The sequence below is a fragment of the Jannaschia halovivens genome, assembly GCF_046452375.1.
GTDB lineage: Bacteria > Pseudomonadota > Alphaproteobacteria > Rhodobacterales > Rhodobacteraceae > Jannaschia > Jannaschia halovivens.
The window spans coordinates 719,942-737,760 of the sequence record NZ_JBKFDJ010000001.1 but is presented as its reverse complement, the minus strand read 5'-3'; the positions used below and the strand labels follow the sequence as shown (position 1 = coordinate 737,760).

14 protein-coding genes are annotated in these 17,819 nt (G+C 65.3%); 9 read left to right on the top strand and 5 right to left on the bottom strand.

What is annotated here, in order from left to right; genetic code table 11:
• Positions 1–101: 101 nt before the first annotated feature.
• Genes ACK8OR_RS03700 through ACK8OR_RS03675 form a run of 6 tightly spaced genes read left to right on the top strand, consistent with a single transcriptional unit; the run spans position 102 to position 7,120 of the window.
• The gene (locus ACK8OR_RS03700) at positions 102–2,078 is read left to right on the top strand and encodes a heme lyase CcmF/NrfE family subunit (RefSeq protein ID WP_410188101.1); all 1,977 of its coding nucleotides are present in this window, start codon (positions 102–104) and stop codon (positions 2,076–2,078) included.
• Entirely contained in the window at positions 2,075–2,623 is a 549-nt protein-coding gene (locus ACK8OR_RS03695) for a DsbE family thiol:disulfide interchange protein (RefSeq protein ID WP_410188100.1), read from the top strand. The genes ACK8OR_RS03700 and ACK8OR_RS03695 overlap by 4 nt, the downstream gene beginning before the upstream one ends.
• Before the next feature lie 50 nt (positions 2,624–2,673).
• Complete coding sequence (locus ACK8OR_RS03690; protein ID WP_410189860.1) at positions 2,674–3,111, top strand: cytochrome c-type biogenesis protein; 438 nt, start codon at positions 2,674–2,676, stop codon at positions 3,109–3,111.
• Positions 3,108–4,340, top strand: a complete 1,233-nt coding sequence (ccmI, locus tag ACK8OR_RS03685; protein WP_410188099.1) for a c-type cytochrome biogenesis protein CcmI — start codon at positions 3,108–3,110, stop codon at positions 4,338–4,340. Before ACK8OR_RS03690 ends, ccmI begins: the two co-directional genes overlap by 4 nt.
• Positions 4,341–4,386: 46 nt before the next feature.
• The gene (locus ACK8OR_RS03680) at positions 4,387–5,658 is read left to right on the top strand and encodes an NAD(P)-binding domain-containing protein (protein ID WP_410188098.1); all 1,272 of its coding nucleotides are present in this window, start codon (positions 4,387–4,389) and stop codon (positions 5,656–5,658) included.
• A complete protein-coding gene (locus tag ACK8OR_RS03675) occupies positions 5,645–7,120 on the top strand; it encodes an ankyrin repeat domain-containing protein (protein WP_410188097.1) in 1,476 nt (491 codons plus the stop codon). Before ACK8OR_RS03680 ends, ACK8OR_RS03675 begins: the two co-directional genes overlap by 14 nt.
• A gap of 9 nt (positions 7,121–7,129) precedes the next feature.
• On the opposite strand, the gene ACK8OR_RS03670 is transcribed toward ACK8OR_RS03675, so the two are convergent.
• Positions 7,130–9,433, bottom strand: a complete 2,304-nt coding sequence (locus ACK8OR_RS03670; protein WP_410188096.1) for a tetratricopeptide repeat protein — start codon at positions 9,431–9,433, stop codon at positions 7,130–7,132.
• Positions 9,434–9,461: 28 nt separating this feature from the next.
• Positions 9,462–11,018 carry a hypothetical protein gene (locus tag ACK8OR_RS03665; RefSeq protein ID WP_410188095.1) on the bottom strand — a complete coding sequence of 519 codons (1,557 nt, stop codon included), beginning with the start codon at positions 11,016–11,018 and terminating at the stop codon, positions 9,462–9,464.
• 1,553 nt (positions 11,019–12,571) lie between these two features.
• Between ACK8OR_RS03665 and ACK8OR_RS03660 the strand changes: the two genes are divergently transcribed.
• The 3 genes from ACK8OR_RS03660 to ACK8OR_RS03650 all read left to right on the top strand — a co-directional run bounded on the left by ACK8OR_RS03660 (position 12,572) and on the right by ACK8OR_RS03650 (position 15,378).
• The gene (locus ACK8OR_RS03660) at positions 12,572–13,390 is read left to right on the top strand and encodes a hypothetical protein (RefSeq protein ID WP_410188094.1); all 819 of its coding nucleotides are present in this window, start codon (positions 12,572–12,574) and stop codon (positions 13,388–13,390) included.
• A 132-nt stretch (positions 13,391–13,522) separates the two neighbouring features.
• A complete protein-coding gene (locus ACK8OR_RS03655) occupies positions 13,523–14,701 on the top strand; it encodes a nucleoside triphosphate pyrophosphohydrolase family protein (protein WP_410188093.1) in 1,179 nt (392 codons plus the stop codon).
• Positions 14,698–15,378, top strand: coding sequence for a uracil-DNA glycosylase (locus ACK8OR_RS03650; protein ID WP_410188092.1), 681 nt, complete (start codon positions 14,698–14,700; stop codon positions 15,376–15,378). Before ACK8OR_RS03655 ends, ACK8OR_RS03650 begins: the two co-directional genes overlap by 4 nt.
• 13 nt (positions 15,379–15,391) lie before the next feature.
• Here the strand turns inward: ACK8OR_RS03650 and ACK8OR_RS03645 are convergent, their stop codons facing one another.
• The 3 genes from ACK8OR_RS03645 to ACK8OR_RS03635 are packed head-to-tail and all read right to left on the bottom strand — an operon-like array spanning position 15,392 to position 17,818.
• Positions 15,392–16,150 (bottom strand): thymidylate synthase family protein, encoded by a 759-nt coding sequence (locus ACK8OR_RS03645; RefSeq protein ID WP_410188091.1) that lies wholly within the window; start codon positions 16,148–16,150, stop codon positions 15,392–15,394.
• A complete protein-coding gene (locus ACK8OR_RS03640) occupies positions 16,125–16,805 on the bottom strand; it encodes a C1 family peptidase (RefSeq protein WP_410188090.1) in 681 nt (226 codons plus the stop codon). The genes ACK8OR_RS03645 and ACK8OR_RS03640 overlap by 26 nt, the downstream gene beginning before the upstream one ends.
• Positions 16,805–17,818, bottom strand: a complete 1,014-nt coding sequence (locus ACK8OR_RS03635; protein ID WP_410188089.1) for an ImmA/IrrE family metallo-endopeptidase — start codon at positions 17,816–17,818, stop codon at positions 16,805–16,807. Before ACK8OR_RS03635 ends, ACK8OR_RS03640 begins: the two co-directional genes overlap by 1 nt.
• Between the last annotated feature and the right edge of the window lies 1 nt (position 17,819).

The window sequence follows — 17,819 nt, the reverse complement described above, 5'->3', positions numbered from 1 at the left end:
GGGGGACCGCCCCGGCGGCAAGGTGGTATTATGGCGACTCAGGCGAGCCGTCACATGCGACGCGTCTCGCCGGGCGCGCTTAAGACTGTGGGGGTGCGGCGATGGTGGCGGAGATCGGACAATTCGCCCTGGTGCTGGCACTGCTGATCGCGGTCGCGCAGGCGGTCGTGCCCCTGATCGGCGCCAGCCGCGGCGAATCCCACCTGATGACCTTCGCCAACACCGCATCGGTGGTGCTGTGCGGCTTCGTGGTGCTGGCCTTCGCCGCGCTGGTGCAGGCCTTTGCGGTGACCGACCTGTCGCTGCGGGTCGTCGTCATGCATTCCAATTCGACGATGCCGACGCTCTTCAAGCTGACGGGCGTCTGGGGCAACCACGAGGGCTCGCTGCTCCTCTGGGTGCTGATCCTCGCGCTCTTCGGCGCGGCACTCGGGCTGACCGGGGCCAACCTGCCCGCGACGCTGAAGGCGCGCGTGCTGGCGGTGCAGGGGATGATCTCGGCGGCGTTCCTCGCGCTGATGATCTTCACCTCGAACCCGTTCGCGCGCATGTCGCCTTCGCCGAGCGACGGGCGGGAACTGAACCCGCTCCTGCAGGACATCGGCTTGGCGATCCATCCGCCGTTTCTCTATCTCGGCTATGTCGGGTTCTCGGTGACCTTCGCCTTTGCCGTCGCGGCCCTTCTCGAAGGCAGGATCGATTCGAGCTGGGCCCGCTTCGTGCGGCCCTGGGTTCTGGCCGCGTGGTGCTTTCTGACCATCGGCATCACGCTGGGCAGCTACTGGGCCTATTACGAACTGGGCTGGGGCGGCTGGTGGTTCTGGGATCCGGTCGAGAACGCGAGTTTCATGCCGTGGATCGTCGGGACGGCGCTCTTGCATTCCGCGCTGGTGGTCGAGCGGCGGCAGACGCTGATCGTCTGGACGGTCCTCTTGGCCATCCTGACCTTCTCGCTGAGCCTCGTGGGCACGTTCCTCGTACGCTCCGGCCTTCTGACCAGCGTGCACGCCTTCGCGACCGATCCGTCACGCGGCGTCGGCGTGCTGGCGATCCTCTTCGCGGCGACGGGGGGCGGTTTGACCCTGTTCGCACTGCGCGCCGGAACGTTCGACAAGCCCGCCGTCTTCGCGCCGGTCAGCCGGGAGGGCGGGCTGATCCTGAACAACATCTTCCTTCTGGTGGCGGCGGGCACGGTGTTCGTCGGCACCTTCTACCCGCTGGTCGTCGAGTTGATGGGACCGGACAAGATGTCGGTCGGGCCGCCCTACTTCAACCAGACCTTCGTGCCGCTGATGATACCGCTGCTGATCGCGGTCGCCGCCGGTCCGATCCTGCGGTGGAAGCGCGACAGCCTGCGCCGCGTCCTGGGGCAGCTTCGCCCCCCCGCCGCCATCGCGCTGGTTACGGCACTCGGGGTCTTCGTCTGGGGCGGCGGGGCGCATCCCTTCGCCGCCGCGGGCCTCGGGCTTGCGGTCTGGCTGGTGGCGGGATCGCTCTGGACGCTGGCGATCTGGACGCGGCTCTTCGACGTCTCGCCGGGCCGGAGCGCGCGGTTCGCGCGCAACATTCCGCGTTCGGTCTATGGCATGGTGCTCGCCCATGCCGGGCTGGGCCTTGCCGTCGCCGGCATCACGGCTGTCACCGCGTTCCAGGAGGAGCACATCGTGTCGATGGTGCCCGGCGACAGCGTGGCGCTGGCCGGGTACGAGGTCACGCTTGCGGGCGTGGCGCAGGTCAGTGGCGAGAACTTCATCTCGGACGAGGGGCGGTTCACCGTGACCCGCGACGGGGAGCCGGTCGCGACCATGACCTCCGAGCGGCGCTTCTACACCGTCAGCCGCACCACAACGACCGAGGCGGGGATCAAGGCCGTGTTCCTGTCGAACCTCTATGTCGCGATCGGCGCGCCCAACGACCGCGGCGAATGGGTCGCGCGTCTGTACCATCACCCGCTTGCGCTGCTGATCTGGCTCGGGCCGATGACGATGGCGCTTGGCGGGTTCGTGTCGCTCTCGGATCGCCGGATGCGCGTCGGGGCACCGCAGCGGGCCCGCCACCCGCCGACGGTGCAGGCATGATGGCGCGCCGCATCCGTAAGGCCATGCTGATCCCGCCCGCGGCGTTCCTGCTGCTCGGGGGTCTTCTCGTATTCGGGTCCGCAGGTGGGGACCGGCAGGACGGCGCGGGCTATCTCGACCGCCCGCTTCCGGTCTTCGCGCAGCCGGCGCTGGCAGGCACGGGGCCGGGGCTGTCGTCGGAGGACCTGCGCGGCGAGGTGGCGCTGATCAATGTCTTCGCCTCCTGGTGCACGATCTGCCGGAGCGAGCATCCGATGCTGACGCGGCTGGGGGCCGAGGGCGAGGTCGCGCTCTTCGGGCTGAATTGGAAGGACGCGCCGGGGGCGGGCGGTGTGTTCCTCGGCGATCTCGGCGACCCCTACCGGGCGACCGGCGCGGATGCGGATGGACGGATCGGTGCGGCGCTCGGGGTGACGGGGGTGCCCGAGACCTACGTGATCGATGCCGAGGGGCGCATCCGCTATCGCCATGTCGGCGCCCTGACCGAAGAGGTCTGGCGCGACATCCTCGGGCCGCTCGTCCGGCAGCTGGAGGCACAATCGTGAACGCCCTCCGCCTGATCGTCGCGGCGGCGGTGCTGCTAGCCGCGGCGCTCATGCTTGCGCCTGCGCCGGCCCATGCGGTGCAACCCGACGAGATCCTCGCCGATCCGGCGCTCGAGGCGCGGGCGCGGGCGATCGGGCTGGAAATGCGCTGTCCGGTCTGCCGCAACCAGTCGATCGACGATTCCAACGCCGAGCTCGCCCGCGACCTGCGCGTCCTGATCCGCGAGCGGCTGGTGGCCGGTGACAGCGACCGGGAGGTGACCGACTACCTCGTCGCCCGCTACGGCGCGTTCATCCTGCTCCGCCCGCAATTCGAGCCCTACACAATTGCGCTCTGGCTGGCCCCGCTGGCGATGCTCTTCGCGGCATTCGCCGGGTTCTCGGTCCTCTGGAGACGCCGCGTGGCGCCCGTGCCGGAGCCGGATGACTTGTCCGACGAGGAGCGGGCGGTGCTCCGCCGCGTCTATGACGGGGAGGGGGCGCCATGACGCTCTGGATCGTTCTCGTGGCCATGATCGGCGTGGCGGCCGTCGTCATCGCGATGCCGTTCCTGCGCCGGGGGACGGACCCGTCCGCCGGGACGGACCAGTCCATCGCGCTGGCCCGCAGCCAGATCGACGAGATCGAGGCTGATGTCGCACGCGGCGTGCTGGATCCGCGCGAAGGGCTGGCGGCCCGGCTCGAGATCGAGCGGCGAATCGTGGCGCTGGCCCGCGAGCCCAAGGCGTCCTTGCGCCTGTCGTCGGACAAGGTGCGCCTGTCGGCGGTCGCGATCCTCAGCGGATGGGTGGTGATCGGCGCTACGGCGCTCTACGCGGTAATCGGCCGACCCGATTTGCCCGCGGCGCCGCATCTCGTGTCCGGTGGCGGCAATCTGCCGGTCTCCGGGGGGCTTGAACCGGTGGCGCGCGACGTCGCCACACCGGCGAATCAACCCCCCGTAGGGACCGTCGACACGGCCATCGCCAACCTCGCTGCCCGGCTGGAGACGACGCCCGAGGATGCCGATGGATGGCGGATGCTGGGTTGGTCCTACTTCAACGTGGGCCGTTATTCCGAGGCCTCCGCGGCCTATGGGCGGGCCGTCGCGCTGGTCGATGACGACCCGGAACTCTGGTCGCTCTATGGCGAGACGCTGGCGCGTGCCGCGAGCGGTCGGGTCACCGAGGCGGCCGAGGCGGCCTTCGCGTCGGCGCTGGCGCTGAACCCTTCGGACGCCCGTGCGCGATTCTTTGCCGGAATGGCCGCCGAACAGGCCAGTGACGTCGATGGGGCGCTCGAGATCTGGATCGCGCTTCTGAACGATGCGCGGCCCGATGCCGACTGGGCGCCGGGCGTGTTGCAGCGAATTCGGGAACTGGCTAGCCGAAACGGCATCGATGTGGCCGCCAGGCTGCCCGATACCGAAACGCTTTTACCGCCCCGTTCGGTCCTGCCCGCCCCGTCGCGGGAAGAGGTCGAAGCGGCGGAGAGAATGGCGCCCGAGGATCGTCAGGCGATGATCCAGGGCATGGTCGATCAGCTGGAGGCTCGACTGGATAGCGATCCGGATGACCCGGATGGATGGATGAGGCTGATGCAGTCGCGGATGGTCCTGGGGGACCCCGAGGCCGCGAGGGAGGCCTACCTCGGCGCGGTGCAGCATTTCGGGGCATCGTCGGAGATCCGGTCCCGGATCGACGACAAGGCCCGAGAGCTGGAGCTGGGGGTGGAATGAGCAGAGGACCGACGACCTGCCTGTATCGACACTCCTCGTCTATGCCGTGCCGCTTGCGCTGGTATGGGTCGTCTTCGTGGTCCTGCGGCAACGCGGCGAACGGACGGCGCAGACCCAGAAAGAGGAGGCGCAGGCCGCCGGTCTGACGCAGCCCGCCTCGCTGCATCCGGTGATTGATCCGACCACCTGCATCGGCTGCGGCGCCTGCGTGCGGGCCTGTCCCGAGGGGCGCATCCTGGGCCTCGTGAACGGGAAGGCCGAACTGGTCGAGCCGGCCAATTGCATCGGTCACGGCGCCTGTGCGCAGGCCTGCCCGATGGACGCCATCAGTCTGGTGTTCGGAACGGCGGAGCGGGGTATGGACATTCCCCATGTCGGGCCGGATTTCCAGACCAACGTGCCCGGCATCTACATCGCCGGTGAACTCGGCGGCATGGGCCTGATCCGCAACGCGATCGAACAGGGGCGGCAGGCGCTTGGCGAAATCGCGAAGCACAAGGCTCCTGCCGCGCCGGGTGCAGTCGACGTCGTCATTGTGGGTGCCGGCCCCGCCGGGTTCGCGGCCGGTCTGGGCGCCATGGAGAAGGGCCTGAGCTACGTCGTCGTCGAGCAGGAGACGCTGGGCGGCACCGTCTCGCATTTCCCGCGCGGCAAGCTGGTGATGACGGCTCCGGTTACGCTGCCGATCTACGGCAAGGCGAATTTCCGCGAGACGACCAAGGAAGCCCTGATGGAATTCTGGGAGACGGTCGTCGCCGACACGGGCCTTCAGATCAATTTCGAGGAACGCGTCACGGCCATCGAACCCGATGGCGACGGGTTCGAGGTCACCACGACCGCGGGCACCCATCGCGGCCGCGCCGTCCTGCTGACGATCGGTCGGCGGGGGACGCCCCGGAAGCTCGGCGTCGAGGGCGAGGAGCAGAGCAAGGTCGTCTATCGCCTGACCGACCCGGAACAGTACCAGGGCCAGTCGGTGCTGGTGGTCGGCGGCGGCGACAGCGCCATCGAGGCCGCGACCAGCATCGCCGAGTTGCCGCAGAGCGACGTGACCCTGTCCTATCGGAGCGCCGCGTTCTCGCGCGTGAAGCCGAAGAACCGCAAGAAGCTGGAAGCCGCCGAGGCGGATGGCAGCCTGAAGGTCATCCTCGGCTCAAACGTCAAGAAGATCGACGCGGCGCATGTCGAGATCGAGCAGGCGGGCGACATGACGCGCCTGTCCAACGATGCCGTCATCGTCTGTGCGGGGGGCATCCTGCCGACCGCGTTTCTCAAATCCATCGGAATCACGGTCGAGACAAAACATGGCACTGCATAGAACCACACTTTTCCTCGCGCTCGTCCTGCTGGCCGCGCCTGCCGCCGCCAACGTGCAGCAGCGTCCCAGCGACGCGCTGCGGATGCAGGCGGCCGAGACGGCGGTCCGGCAACGCAACTACACCGAAGCGGCCGCGACCCTGACGGACCTGTCGGCGGAGGGGAATGCCGAGGCGTCTTTCATCCTCGCCACGCTCTACCGCGATGGGCGCGGCGTGCGGCAGGACGAACGGCTGGCCTTCGACCTGACCAAGCAGGCCGCCGAGGCCGGGCATCTCGACGCGCAATACAGCCTCGGCAACCTCTTGCTGGATGGACGCGGCACCGAACCGGACGTCACGGCGGGCCGGACATGGATCGCCACCGCGGCCGCCGAGGGGCACGCGCTGGCCGCGCGGTTGCTGACGACGCTGGACCGCGCGCTGGTCGCCGAGAAGGAGGCGGAACATTCGTCGGCGGAGGCGGTCGAGGAGACGGAGCGCGAGGTCTCCGAGATCGCCAGCAACTTGGGCTGGACCCTGCTGATCGAGGCGGCGCGGCGCGGCGAAGACGAGGTGACCGAAGCCCTGCTGGACGAGGGTGCGGAGATCGACGGCGCCGACAACCAGGGGCGCACCGCGCTGATGCATGCGGCCGAGACGGGTCAGATCACGGCGACCGTCGCCCTGGTCGAAGCCGGGGCCGATCTCGACCTTCGGGACGCGGAGGGCCGGACCGCTTTGGCCCTCGCGGCGCAGGCGGGTCACTACACGGTGGTCTGGCACCTGCTGCAACACGGCGCGCGGAGCTATCTGGCCGATGCCGACGGCACGCGCCCGTTGGGCCATGCCCTAGGCGCCGGTCAGACGCGGGTGGCCCTGCTCCTCCTGAAGCACGACTTCCCGGCCGAGGATCCCGAGCTGCGGATGGATCTCCTGATGACCGCGGCGCAGAGCGGCGGGCCCGAGATCCTCGACATGCTCCTGCAACGTGGGCTGCCGCTCGACCTGATCGACGCGGACGGGCGCGGGGCGTTGTGGCATGCGGCGGCAGCGGGCAATAGGCCCGCGGCATCGTTCCTGCTCGAAACCGGCGTGGCGATCGACCAAGCGGATCAAACGGGCGAGACGGCACTCCACGCGGCGCTCCGCTTCGAGCAGACGGCAACAGCGCGCATGCTGCTCAAGGCCGGGGCGGATGTGAACGCCGCCACCGCCAGCGGCAACACCGCCATGATGATCGCGGCCCGCCAGGGAAATGCCGATGCCGTCCAGAGCTTGCTCGATGCCGGGGCCGAGGTCGACCTTCGGAACGCCAAGCGCAATTCGGCGCTGATGCTGGCCGCGCAGGCCGATGCGCGCGAGGTCGTCGGCATGCTGATCGACGCGGGTGCCGACAAGGGCCTGCGCAACCAGGATCGGCACCGGGCCCGCGATCTGGCCCTTGCGGCCGGCAATCCGGTGGTCGTGGCGCTTCTGGACTAGGCGCGGGCCTCAGAACTCCTGCCGGATCCCCAGGAAGGCATAGGTCTCGGTGCGGTTGTCGAGCGTGGTGGGCGTGCGCGTCCGCGACAGGCGCCCTCCAACCTCCAGCTCCAGTTGGGTGCTGTCCCGGACCTCGTAATCGATCGTCACCGTCGGCACCGCGAAGATCTCCGTGCCGCCGCTCGCCTTCAGGTCGCGGTGGCCCAGACGCAGGCGCGGCCGGACGCGCAGCCGCTCGGTTGGCCTGAAGCGGTAGGAGGCATCGATCAGCCCGAGCGTCGCAGACGAGGTGTCCGCGTAGCGCAGGGACGCGCTCAGCACGTCGGATTCCGATAAGACGCCCGATCCGAAGACACCGATGGAGGCATAGACATCCGTGCCCGGCGCGGCGATCGCGGGCACGCCGCCCGAGGCGGGATTTCCCTCGGTCCGAAAGACCGTGGCATCCGCGTTGAAGAGCCAGGTGTCGTTCCAAGGCCGGAAATAGGACAGCGTGGCCGATCGCGACGCGGTGGTGCGGTCGAGCGCGAATTGCCGGACCTCGGCCAGGGTGAAGGTCTCGAGCAACTGGTCCAGCGTCTGGCCCGCCTGGCCCTGTTCGGCATTGGTCAGCGCGAGCGTCGGCGACTGGACGTAATCGAGACTGAAGGTCAGCGTGGACCGGTCCTCGAACCGGCGCGTCGCGGAGACCCGCGCGTAGTTCAGTTTGTCGAGAGAAATGTCGTAGTCCACGGCGGCGCTGGCGAAGAAGACGTCGTCCTCGTATTCCAGTTCGAACCCGATATTGCGGCGGTCCACCTCCGATCCCGCCCGCTGCTCGAAGGCGTAGATGCTGAGGTCGGTGTGCGAGAAGACCTCCTCGAACTCCAGGCTGATGCCGTAGGTCAGGCGGTCGAACTCGAAGAGGGGATCGCGAACGCTGTCCACCGGCGAGCCGATCTGGACATGGGCGCTGAACGCCTCGTCCCTGCGCCAGCTTGCGGTCAGGCCGTCGAACCTGTCGAACACCCCGCCCGACCGGACGAGATGGCGCCCGAACCGATAGGAGAGATCGGAGCGTTTCGGATCGTAGTCCACGTAGAGGCGCGAGACGCGGACATTCTCTTCCTCGTCGTCGAACGCGAACTCGAGCGCGCCGTCCGCCCGCCATGACAGGATGTAGTCGGCGGTCTCGTAGACGCCGCGGAAGTTCACGCCGTTCACCAGCGAGTTCTGAAGCACGAAATCGTCCACCGACCGGCGGGCCGTATCGAAATCCGAGATGCGCGCCGTTTCCTGCCGGAAGAAATACCGGCTGGTGAAGCTGCCCGAATATTCGAGCTTCGGCAGGCTCTCCTCCTCTTCTGCGTCATCTGGATCGCCGACGGGGCGGCGGGTGTCGCGGGCTGGTGTGGCCGGGCGCGGCCGCGCCGCCGCTTGATCGAGGGCAAGGGAGATGTCTTCGCCTGCGGGTTCGTCGTCGTCGGGGCGCGCCAATGTGCCGTCAGTGGCGGTGCGCAGCGGCGCGGGCGGCGCGCCTCGCGCGGTCAGCAGTGCGGTCAGGCGCTGGCCGACGCGGGTCGCGCCGTCGCCGTCTGGATAGCGCTCCAGGTAGATCTCGTATTCCGCCTGGGCCTGCGCGAACTGCTCGTTGCGTTCCCGGACGACACCCAACAGCTCCTGCGCCTCGGCGCTCCGCGCGTTCTCCGGCGCTGACAGGATGCGGGTCAGCAACTGGATCGCGCGGTTGTAGTTCTGCGCGGTGATGGCCGCGCGAGCCTCGACGAAGTCGGCCTCGATCCCGGACAGGTCGCCGTCGTCGCCGTCGTCGCCGTCGTCGCTCGCGGGCGTCGACGGGTCGACCGGCCGCGCGTCCCCGCCGCCCGTCAGCGAGGTGAGGCAAGCATTAGCGCCCCCGGCCTCGGCGACCGCGACCGTCACCCTCCGCCCATCGGGGGCCATCGTCGCGTCGGTCACGACCGGTCGCGCGAAGGTGATGTTGAGGACGAGATCGGCCCCCGATTGCTCCAGGGCAATCCCCGTGGCGGCCACCGCGGACGACACCGGCGCGGGGACGGTGACCGGCGCATCGAATTCGAGGATCTCGGTGGTGTCGTCGCCGTCGGGGCGCAGGATCAGGTCTATCCGCGATGCGCCCTGGCCGCCCGACTGCACCAGCAGGTCGAGCGGCGCGGCGAAGCGCACCACGAGGGTTGGGCACACGCGGGCAGCGTCGAAGCCTGCCTCCGCGTCGACCAGCAGGGACTGCGCCTTCGCCGCCGGTGCCCCGACCAACGTGGCACAGAGGACGGCCAGCGCGCCGGCGCGGCGCATCCGTCCGCCGGGCCTGTTTCGGGTGACGTCAATCATCCCAGTCCGACGTGTTGTGGCAGTCGTCGCACGCGTTCGAGGACCGGGGATGATCGCTGGGCTTGCCCTCGGCGAAGCCGCCGTTGTGACAGGTGACGCACGCCCCGACGACCGAGCTGTGATCGACCGAAACCGAGGTCCAGGACGTGGGTCGGTGACAATCGTCGCAGGTGTTGCTGCTCGGGATATGGTTGCCGGGTTTGCCGGTGGCGGTGCTACCATTGTGACAGGTCACGCAGGCCCCGGTGACGGCGGCATGGTCGAAGCGCACGTCCGTCCACGTGCTGGGGACATGGCAATCGTCGCAGGTATTGCTGCTGGGGATGTGGTTGCCCGGCTTGCCCGTCGCGGTGCTGCCGTTGTGACAGGTAACGCAGGCGCCGGTGACCGAGGCATGGTCGAAGCGCACATCGGTCCAGGTGGTCGTGACATGGCAATCGTCGCATGAGTTGCTGCTGGGGATATGATTGCCCGGCTTGCCCGTCGCCGTGCTGCCGTTGTGGCAACTGACGCAGGCGCCGGTGACCGACGCATGGTCGAAGCGCACGTCCGTCCAGTTCGTCGTGATGTGACAGTCGTCGCAGGAGTTGCTGCTCGGGATGTGGTTGCCGGGCTTGCCGGTGGCCGTGCCGCCGTTGTGGCACGCGACACAGGCCCCGGTGACCGCCGCGTGGTCGAAGCGGACGTCGGTCCAGTTCGTCGTGATGTGGCAGTCGTCGCAGGAGTTGCTGCTCGGGATATGGTTGCCGGGTTTGCCGGTGGCCGTACCGCCATTGTGGCACGCGACACAGGCCCCGGTGACCGCCGCGTGGTCGAAGCGCACATCCGTCCAGGTGGTCGTGACGTGGCAATCGTCGCAGCTATTGCTGCTCGGGACATGATTGCCGGGCTTGCCCGTGGCCGTGTTGCCGTTGTGGCAGGTGACACAGGCCCCCGAGACGGCCGCATGGTCGAAACGCACGTCGGTCCATGTGATCGTGACGTGGCAGTCGTCGCAGGTATTGCTGCTGGGGATATGGTTGCCGGGCTTGCCGATGGCGGCGCCGCCATCGTGGCAACTGGCGCAGGCGCCCGAGACGGCGGCGTGGTCGAAACGCACATCCGTCCAGGTGGTCGTGATGTGACAACTGTCGCAGGTATCGGCGGTCTCGAGGTGATCGGCAGACTTGCCGCTGGCGTTCGCGCCGTTGTGGCACGCCACGCAGTCCCGATCCGCGAGGCTGTGATCGAAGGCGAAGGGCCGCCAGTTCTCCGCCGTGTGGCATTGGGCGCAGCTATCGGAGGCGGGCGGGTGCGCGGCGGGCTTTCCGGCCACCATCTGGTTGTCGTGACAGCCGACGCAGGTTTGCGGCGTGTCGACGAGATTGCCGTCGATATGGCAGCTTTCGCAGGTCGCGCCGCGATGCGCCCCAGTCAGGTCGAACCCGGTCGCACTATGATCGAAGTCAGAGAAATCGGTTGGGGCTTCGGCGGCATCCTGGCCGAGGACGGCTGTGCCGGTCACGAGGAGGAACGTGACGAGGACGCAGCGGAGGAGCCATTCAAGCACGGTCAGCCGTCGCTGCCGGGCCGGCTTCGTTCGGGCGCCACCTGAACCTGCGTTGATTTGGACCCCATGGCGATAATCGTGACACTACTTCGGGGACCGGGTTGCCCTGGCACGCGCGGTCCCGGAGGGGTGGCGCGGACACGAAGCGACAGGGCAGCAGACAACGCGGTCATTTCGATCGTTCGAGCCTATCGCCGGCCCCGAAGTCAGGCAATGTCGACCCCGGACGGCCCAGTGCCATCGACGGTGACGGCGCCTGCGACGGATCGAACGCTGGCCCGCGCGGGCGGATCCGAGCCGTGCGCGCCACGACCTAGCCCTCTGGAATCTAACGAAGTCCGACCTGGCCCGCTCACGCGCTGACGGGTTGGACGCCCCAGATTTCGTGACGGCGGTTCTTCGCTCGACAGGCGGGATATGCCGTCCTGCCGTCCGGGCGGCGGGCCATAGCAGCCACTCGATTCGAGTGCGGTTGGCGGGCGTCAGCCCGGATCAGCCCGTCCTCGGTGTCTCGACCGCTTCGACTTGCCGCGTGGCGCAGGCGGGGTGCCAGGCGCGACCTCCTCCGTTCCGATCTGCCCATGGGCGTTTACCAGATTCAACGGCACCTGTGCTGGCGAATGTCCTGCACGCGGGAGGCCGTGAGGATCGGCCGTCTCGGCAAGGGTCGCGCAAGATTCCGTGCCGGGCCTCGAATACCTTGTAAAGGCCGCCCAGCAGCCCGATGCGACCCGGCGCCGCGCCCCGGCTGGATCGACGCCACGACAAAGCCCGCGCCCGTCCGCGTGCCAGCCAAACATCAGGAACGATGAAGATCTGACCGCCGAGGGCGCGACGAGAGACATCAGGAACAGCGGGTGGTGGCGGAGCGGAAGTCCGCGTAAAAATACTGATAACATACTGTAACAAGATAAGAAACACTTTCGAATAGACTCCTCATACCACATACTCTACCACGCCGAGGCAGATGCCGTTCCTAGGCGACCGGCCGGTGCGGGCAAGGTTTCGAGACGCAGAAATGCCGTAGAAGATCCTGTAGACGCCAAGGGCGGAAAGCGGTCGTTCGCTGCGGGTGCGAACTGCAGGAACAAGGCTTGAACGAGAGATCTGAGTCCCGTATCAATGACTACCTTAGGCCAATCAGTCTAGGTTTGGCTTGACAGCAAGTTGTACGAAGCAGGCAATGCCTCCTGGCGCCAGCCTGTATGCGGTCGCCAACGCATGCCACACCAGGCCATGCGATCCGCCGCCCGCCACTTGCACGATGGTGGCTGCATACGCAGCTACGCTTGCCCTCACGCCCCGCATCATCGAAGCTAAAGGAAACGGCGACTGGACCGACTTACTGGCGCTGGCACTACGGCTTCACGACCGGCGTCCGATCTAGACAGGCCGATCCGGGAGGGCGCCTAATTATGTCGCATGAAGGAATGGAAAAAATATTCTGTGTACTTAGTCTGTATCGCTGCAATTCATCCCCGCACCCCTAGAACCAATAGAAGCACATCCTCACCGCGCAACCGTACGCTTACCCCCGGAAATCGAGACTAACTATGGGCGAGATCGCAACTGAATACCAAGACTGCCTCGTCACGTTTATCGATATTCTTGGCTTCCGCGAACTCTTGGCAACACAGCCTGCGTCACAAATCGCAGAGCACTTGCAGTTATTTCGTCGCGTCTCCGGCGTCAAAAATGGCCAACGGCAAGGTACGGATACAGAACACAAAAGCGCGACACGCATCGAGACTATTTCTGACGCAATCGTGCGAATTGTGCCCGACCAAGAGCACGACAGTTATACCGGCTCTAGAATCTACGATGAAGTTCTTAGTCTTGTCGAGATACAGATCGAGTGCCTACAACGCGGCCTCCTCGTTCGAGGTGCTACCGCCTTTGGTTCTGTTCATATACCCCGCGGTCATGAAGGCCCAATCTTCGGGCCAGCGCTAGTTGAGGCGTTTGAAATGGAATCTAGGGAAGTAGTATACCCGCGCGTTGCTATTCATGCAGATGTTATTGCGAGAAATAGGAAATCGGCAGATCCTCACCTCGTCGAATCATTTGAGCACGACAATTTCATGCTTGAGGTCCTCTTATCGCGTGATGGACTTGGCCTCTACTATGTCGACTATCTTAAAGTCGTCTCGGACAATAGATACAGTGGAGATGTAGAGATGGTCGGCTTTCTATCTCAGCATAAAGCTCTTATCGAGCGCGGCCTTTCTATGCCGTCCGGCGCTGTTAGGCGGAAATATAATTGGCTCTGCGACTATCACAATGCTTCCATTGGTAATATCATTAACCATTCATGGGATTATCGCTGGGACCTTCCCCCGGCCGAGGGCAAAGGCCTCCTTATCGAGATGTGACCCTTTTATTGTAGATTAGACTGGTGTCAGGCGCTCATCGCTACGGGATCGTACAACAAAAAGACTTTGACCCATGCTACAATGCTTAGAGGTGTGGTAGAGGGGTCGCGGAGCAGTTGAGGGAGAGACATCTTGCCAGATGATTTCGTACCGTTGTCGGTGCAAGACTATTCGCGCAATGCACTCGCCACCGATGTTCGGCCTGGTGTCGATGCGCTCAGCTTCCCATTGCTAGGCCTTTTCGGCGAAGTCGGAAGCCTTCTCTCCGAGGTCAAGAAGAAGCAGCGAGACCCGATCGCGTATCGAGCCTACGCCGCGGCCGTCAACGAAGAGCTCGGGGATGTCCTATGGTACTTCAACCTCGTCGCGACGAAGGCCGGTGTACCCCTCGCGGAGATCGTCGCCAACTTGGCGACGTCCGAAGAGGACGGCTGGGTCGACGCGCCTACGGAACCTCTGACCTTCGAAGCTCTTCAGCCTCCCGTCCTTCCGACTAGTCAGAACCCAACGGCAGCATTCGAAGCGACGTTGATCGAACTTGCAGCGGCCGTCGGACTTCTCATGGACGACCAGCATATTGGCGATCTCGCTCGAGACCGGCTGCGGCTGCGGCCACGGCTGGTTATCATTCTTGGGGTTTTGATCCGCGCTGCGACCGAAGCGGGAGTAACCCTCGAAGCCGCCGCGGTCGCCAACCTCTCCAAGACACGGGATCGGTGGCCGGTCGAGAAAACGTATCCGCCTCTATTCGATGCTGCTGCGCCGCCCGAGGAGTGCCTGCCCCGTTCGCTGACGATCGACGTCTTCGAACGCGACGTCGGCGGAAAGCTCTACGTCTTCCAGACCTGTAACGGCATCAACATCGGCGATCGTCTCACCGACAACGCCATGAAAGCTGATGATTATCGCTACCACGACGTCTTCCATTACGCCTATGTGGCCGTTCTTGGCTGGTCGCCCGTCACGCGCAGGCTCTTCAAGCTAAAGCGCAAAAGCATGCCGAAAGTGGACGAGGCAGAGGACGGAGCGCGAGCTGCGCTGATCGAGGAAGGAATCGCGACTTGGATTTTTGGCCAGGCCGTCGAGATGAACTTCTTCGATGGCGTCGAGTCTGGTGGGCTTCCCTTCGACCTGCTTAAGCAGGTCCGTCAGTTCGTCAGCGGGTATGAGGCCGAGGCGTGTCCGACATGGCTATGGGAGGAAGCGATCCTGCAGGGCTACGCCGCGTTCCGCTATCTTCGTGAACACCGACGTGGCAGGGTCTATCTCGACACCGAAAACCGTCGCCTGAGCATCGAACCCTTACCATGAGAACGCCCGGGACTTTCGTCGACGCCCTCACACATCTCGATCTGCCCGACACGTTTAATCCCTACAGGGATATATGTCCGCTGCACGACGCCCCGGATGCCGCGCGCATCCGTCGAGACAACCTTCAACGGTGTCTCGAAGCTGCCGTGGCGAAGCGGGCAGACACGATTTGGGTCGCGCGAGACCTTGGCTACCGTGGCGGTCGTCGTACGGGAATCCCATTGACCGATGAAGCTCATCTCGCCGACGCGGGCCATCTCTTCGGGAACGCGACTCTTGTGCGAGCGACGCGTGGTCCGGTCGTTGCTGAGCGCACCGCTACCGTCACATGGAACCTGCTCCGCCAGATCGGTCGACCGGTCATGCTTTGGAACGTCTTCCCCCTTCATCCCCATGGCCGGGATGACCCGATGTCGAACCGCTGTCACAGCCGCCTGGAACGGGAGGCGACCCGCTGCTTCATCGTCGCACTTCTAGATATGCTGGCGCCCGCACGGTTAGTCACGATCGGCCGTGATGCCGCCGCGGCTCTCGGTGATCTTGACGTCCCCGTTTCTCCTGTCCGGCATCCAAGCTACGGCGGACAAAGCGAGTTTTCTGCTGGGATCCAATCGATCTACGGGCTGCCCCCGGCGGGGGCGTCAGCCGCACCCCAGCTTTCGTTCGATAGCTTGTGATGGGGCTAGACCTTCAGGTGAGGCCGTCTATCGTGTTCAGAAGCTGCTTCAGGTCCGCCCGCGTTGTCGAGCCGCCACCGCTAGACTTCGGCAGGTCAATGACCGCATGAGACGATAGGACCGTTAGCGGTCCGAGTTCCATACCGGTCTCCGTCGCCACGAACGACATCAGCTGACCGAGGCCAATCAGGTTCCCGAGCAATTTCTCCAAGTAGTAGTGATTGCGGTAGAGCGCCGTCAGGGCGACCCGGTCAGGGCCTTTCAGCAGCTTGAAGCTCAAAAAGCTGAGACACTGACCGCCATAGGGGCTGCGATCAAGATCGCGCGCGGGGTCGAACGTCGCCAACTCGAACTTGTTACGTGCGGCGACCTTCGGGTCGCGCATCCGGTCGACGATATCCCACAGGGGGTTCTCTCCCGGTGCACCGGGCCAGTGCGTCATCCGGTCGAAATAATAGCCCGACCATCGCTCTCCCTTTCGAACGGTCGGGAGGACCCGATCATGGAACCGGTCGAAGAACGCGGGTGCCCCATGCCGCCGATACAGAGATTCCGGAAAGATTGTGTTCGAGATCGTTCTGACCGACTTATCGTGAACGCGTAGGAACGCATCTACAGCCGCGACCCCTGGATCATCGAGCGCAGCCCCCGCAGATGGGTTTGCGACCGCCAGCAATACGTTATGGGCTTCATGGCCGGGTTCGGCATCCACGAGACGGACGGCCTCTCGCCAAGTGCTGATGCAATCAGGCTGCTGAACTACGAGGGACATCACACTCCTCCGTCAGACATGCGAGGTCGTACATGTGCGTGGCGAGCCAGCTCTCGGTCAGCCATGCATGGCCGTGGTCGCCCCAGGTGGGACCCCAGCTGTTCCGTACGAGAACGGCCCGGCCCCAAGCGCTCCGTCCGTATCCGACTGCGACTAACGCATGGCGAGGAACCGGGAACACTTCATCATTCGCGACTACATCGATCACCCGGTCCGCGGGCGGACTGAAGAAGCTACGAGTCAACACCGACAGCACGATGACCGGGCGCCCGCAATCTAGTGAGTGGCAGATCAGATCGACATTGCGCGTCGGTTGGTCCGCTTCGCGTCGATACAGTTCGCCGACTGCTTTCGGAGGTCGGTATGCGGCGGGATCGATCGGAGTCTTCGCAAGGTAGGGCCACCCCGTCTCGGCCGGTTGGCCCTCTTCGCGCAACGTCGCGAGCATATCATCCAGATAGGCGCCTTCGTCAGGCGAACGGTTCGCACGTCTTTGCGCGTGATAGAACACGTACTCGCAGGACAGCGGCGTCCAACCCTGCCTCAAAGCGGCATGTGCGTCGCTCGCTGCGAAGGCGAGGCAGGTCGGTCGGGCGCCCTGATCGCGCACCGGTCCAAGTCGATCCCGTAGATCGACTACAGTCGAGATCGTCATTACGCGGCCTCCAGACGGCGGCGGCGCTCTGCGCGCGACAGCCCCTCCTCTTCAGGACCGCTCATGTCCATCTCCAGCTCCAAGCGAGATAGGCGCTGGCTTGCGTCCCAAGGGCGCGTCTCTTCCAAGATCATCCGGCCGCGAAACTCGTCCGGCGGAAATGCGGTCACGCGCCGCAAACCAGGATCGCCGACGCTTCGTTGATCCGCTGCCTCGACGCTGTTCTGCACGATGACGAAGCCGCTCGCCCGAAGCTCGTCGATGTTCCACAGATATCCGCCGTTGCTGTGCTCGGTCAGCTTCAACACGAAGAGATCGTTCCGGCTGCCATCTACGAGCCCCCCTGCATCTCGCTCAGTCAGGAGCCAGACATCTCCCCGATAATCCTGGGGTCGATATTCAGCGAGAAGCGCCTGCTTGAGGTCGCGACGGGGTACCTGAAGAAGCGCACGAGCATCCTTCTGCTGCAGCATCTTGAGACGCACCATCGTCCAACATAGCGCCTCGTAGCTCACCCCCAATCGGAGGCTGAACTGATAAACCACACTCGGGCGCCGTAGGTCGGGTTGGGTCCATCCTTGCCTCTTCATATGGATGGCCAACAACCACTTCGGCATCAGAAGCGCGGTGGCAAAGCCATCCGCCTCGACTTCTTGCTGGTCTATCGCCGGCTGGAAGCTCGTCGGCATCCGCCGCAGCATGCTGTCCTCATTATCGAGACTGATTTGATGGTCGAGCTCGCAGTGTCCGAGTTCATGAGCCGCCGTAAACCGCTGGATGCTCAGCCTTCGCTGAGTCGTGACGAGGATCCCCTTCGTCGGCACATTAAAGTAGGCACCGAGAAGCCCGTCGAGCGGTCGAAGCATCAGTGGCAGGTCGAGTTGGCTAATCAATGAGAAGACGTTAACCGACCCGCCGGACGCTTCCAGCCGCTCTCGAAGGCCGAACCGACGATGTAGTCTGCCCGCGGCCAAGGCGCCCTTCCGAACGGCATTCGCATACGGCGTCGCCATT